The sequence below is a fragment of the Kitasatospora sp. NPDC005856 genome, assembly GCF_040629945.1.
Taxonomy (GTDB): domain Bacteria; phylum Actinomycetota; class Actinomycetes; order Streptomycetales; family Streptomycetaceae; genus Kitasatospora.
In genome coordinates, this window is the sequence record NZ_JBEXWT010000198.1 from 1 (window position 1) to 3647 (window position 3647).

General features: G+C 75.1%; 1 protein-coding gene. It reads left to right on the forward strand.

All coding sequences use genetic code 11. From position 1 onward, the window contains the following. The coding region (locus ABZ449_RS41840; RefSeq protein WP_360357341.1) for a beta-ketoacyl synthase N-terminal-like domain-containing protein at window positions 1-3647 on the forward strand (3647 nt) is incomplete at both ends.

Consider the following 3647-nt stretch of genomic DNA (forward strand, 5'->3'; position numbering starts at 1 on the left):
GGCCACCTCTCCTCGGCGCGTACGGGTTCCGGTCTGCCGACCGAGCAGGCCCTGGCCCTGTTCGACCGCGCGATCACCCTGCCCGCACCGCACCTGCTGCCGATGGTCCTGGACCTGGCCGCCGCGCAGGCCGTCTCCACCCATGTGGTGCCGCCGCTGCTGCGCGGTCTGATCCGCCCGTCGACCCGACGGGCCGCCGGCCGGAGCGCGGGCGCGGACTCCGGACTGGTGGCCCGGCTGTGGCCGCTGCCGCCCGAGGAGCGGCGCGCGCAACTGCTGGAACTGGTCCGCGGCAGCGCGGCCACCGTGCTCGGCCACGCCGGAGCGGACGCGGTCGGCGCCCGGCACGCCTTCCGGGAGCTCGGCTTCGACTCGCTGACCGCGGTGGAGCTGCGCAACGGGCTGAACGCCGTCACCGGACTGCGGCTGCCCGTCACCCTGGTCTTCGACTACCCGACACCGACCGTGCTGGCCGAGCACCTCGACGAGCTGCTCTTCGAGCGGGCCGGGTCCGCGGCACCGCTCGCCGAGGCGGCCGTGGACACCGGCGAGCCGATCGCGATCGTCGGCATGAGCTGCCGCTTCCCCGGCGGCGCGGACAACCCCGAGCGGCTCTGGCGGCTGCTGGCCGAGGGCTTCGACGGCGTGACCGCGTTCCCGGCCGACCGCGGCTGGGAGATCGAGGTCGCCGACGCCGGGTACACGCCGCGCGGTGGCTTCCTGCACGACGCCGCCGACTTCGACGCCGGGCTGTTCGGCATCTCGCCGCGCGAGGCGCTGGCGATGGACCCGCAGCAGCGCCTCCTGCTGGAGGCGTCCTGGGAGGCCTTCGAGTCGGCCGGCCTGGACCCGCTGTCCATGCACCGCTCGTCCACCGGCGTCCTGGTCGGTGCCTCGGCGTTCGGCTACGGCGCCGGGATGGACCTGCCGGAGTCGGAGGGGCACCTGATGACGGGTGCCGCCACCAGCATCCTCTCCGGCCGGGTCTCGTACGTGTTCGGCCTGGAGGGCCCGGCCGTCACCGTGGACACCGCCTGCTCCTCCTCCCTGGTGGCGATGCACTGGGCGATCCAGGCGCTGCAGCGCGGCGAGTGCGCGATGGCGCTGACCGGCGGTGTGACCGTGATGTCCACCCCGGGGGTGTTCGCCGAGTTCGACCGCCAGGACGGCCTGGCCTCGGACGGGCGCTGCAAGGCGTTCTCCGCCGAGGCCGACGGCACCGTCTGGTCCGAGGGCGTCGGCGTGCTGGTCCTCCAGCGGCTGTCCGACGCCCGCCGGGACGGCCACCAGGTGCTCGCGGTGATCCGCGGCAGCGCGGTCAACCAGGACGGCGCCTCCAACGGCCTCACCGCGCCGAACGGCCCCTCGCAGGAGCGGGTGATCCGGCAGGCGCTGGCCACGGCGCGGCTCGCCCCGTCCGAGGTGGACGTGGTGGAGGCGCACGGCACCGGCACCCCGCTCGGCGACCCGATCGAGGCGCAGGCGCTGCTGGCGACGTACGGCCAGGAGCGCCCCGAGGACCGGCCGTTGTGGCTGGGCTCGATCAAGTCGAACATCGGCCACACCCAGTCGGCGGCCGGTGTGGCGGGCGTGATCAAGATGGTGCAGGCGATGCGTCATGGCGTCATCCCGGCCACGCTGCACGTGGACGAGCCGACCCCGCACGTCGACTGGTCGGCGGGTGCGGTGGAGCTGCTGACGGAGGCCCGGCCGTGGCCGGAGGCCGGTCGGCCGCGTCGCGCGGGCGTGTCCTCCTTCGGGATCAGCGGCACCAACGCCCACGTCATCCTGGAGCAGGGCGACCCGCTGCCCGCGCCGGAACCGGTGGAGAGCAACGGCACGGTGCTCTGGCCGGTGTCCGCGAAGACCTCGGACGGGCTGCGCGGACAGGCGCAGCGACTGCGGGACTTCCTGGCGACCGGGCCAGACCTGGCGGCCGCCGGACACGCGCTGGCCGTCACCCGGGCGGGGCTGGAGCACCGCGCGGTGGCCGTCGGTGACACGGCGGCCGCGATCGAGGCGGGTCTGACCGCGCTGGTCGACGGCCGGCCCGGCGAGGGAGCGGTCTCCGGTGTCGCGGTGGAGGGTCGGACGGCGTTCCTGTTCACCGGACAGGGTGCGCAGCGGATCGGGATGGGCCAGGGGTTGTACGAGGCGTTCCCGGTGTTCGCCGGAGCCTTCGACGCGGTCTGCGCGGAGCTGGACCCGCTGGTGGACCGGCCGCTCAAGGAGGTCGTCTTCGAGGGCGCGGAGGACCTGGACCGTACGGTCTGGGCGCAGGCGGGGCTGTTCGCCGTGGAGGTGGCCTCCTTCCGGCTGCTGGAGTCCTGGGGCGTCATCCCGGACGTGCTGCTCGGGCACTCGATCGGTGAGGTGGCGGCCGCCCATGTGGCGGGCGTCCTCTCACTGGCGGACGCCTGCGCCCTGGTCGCGGCGCGCGGCCGGCTGATGGACGGGCTGCCCGAGGGCGGCGCGATGCTGGCGGTCGAGGCGACCGAGGCCGAGGTGCGCGAGGCGATCGGCGACCGCCTGGACGTCGCGGCCGTCAACGGCCCCACCTCGGTGGTGGCCTCCGGGCCCGTCAAGGTGGTCGAGGAGTTCGCGGCGCGCTGGTCGGCCGAGGGCCGCAGGACCCGCCGGCTGACCGTCTCGCACGCGTTCCACTCGGCTCTGATGGAGCCGATGCTCGACGAGTTCGACGCCGTCCTGAAGGGTCTGGCCTTCGCCGAGCCGCGCATCCCGGTCGTCTCCGACCTGACCGGTGAACTCGCCGAGCCGGGCCTGCTGTCCACCCCGGAGTACTGGGTGCGCCAGGTCCGCGAGGCCGTCCGCTTCGCCGACGGCGTCGCCGCTCTTCAGCGCCACGGTGTCGCCCGCTACGCCGAGCTCGGACCGGACGCGGTGCTCTGCGGCCTGGCCGGACAGTCGGGCGCCGAGGCCGTGTTCGCGCCGCTGCTGCGCCGTGAGCGGGACGAGGCGGGCACCGCGCTGACGGCCCTGGCCCGGCTCTGGACGGCCGGCACCGCCGTGGACTGGCCGGCCGTCCTGCCGGGCGGTCGCCGGATGGAGCTGCCGACGTACGCCTTCCAGCGCGAGCGCTACTGGCCGCGCCCGGCCGCCAGGTCCGGTGACGTCGGCTCGGTCGGCCAGCTGTCGGCCGGGCACCCGATGCTCGGCGCGGCGGTCCACCTGGCCGGGGACCAGAGCCTGTTGCTGACCGGTCGGTTGTCGCTGGCCACCCACCCGTGGCTCGCGGACCACGCGATCCAGGGCCGGGCGCTGGTGCCGGGGACGGCCTTCGTGGACATGGCGCTGCGGGCGGGCGAGCAGATCGACCGCCCGGTGCTGGAGGAGTTGGTGCTCCAGGCCCCGCTGCCGCTTCCCGAGCGGGGCGGCGTGCACCTCCAGGTGCGGGTGGCGGCCCCGGGCGAGGACGGCGACTCCCGGGTGGAGATCCACGCCCGGCCGGACACCGACGAGACCGCGCCCTGGATCTGCCACGCGGTGGGAACCCTGACCGCGCAGGAGCGGGTGCCGGAGTTCGATCTGGCGGTCTGGCCGCCGTCGGGGGCGACCGCGGTGGCGGTGGAGGGCTTCTACGAGGCCCTTGCCGAGAGCGGGTACGGCTACGGTCCGGTGTTCCGGGG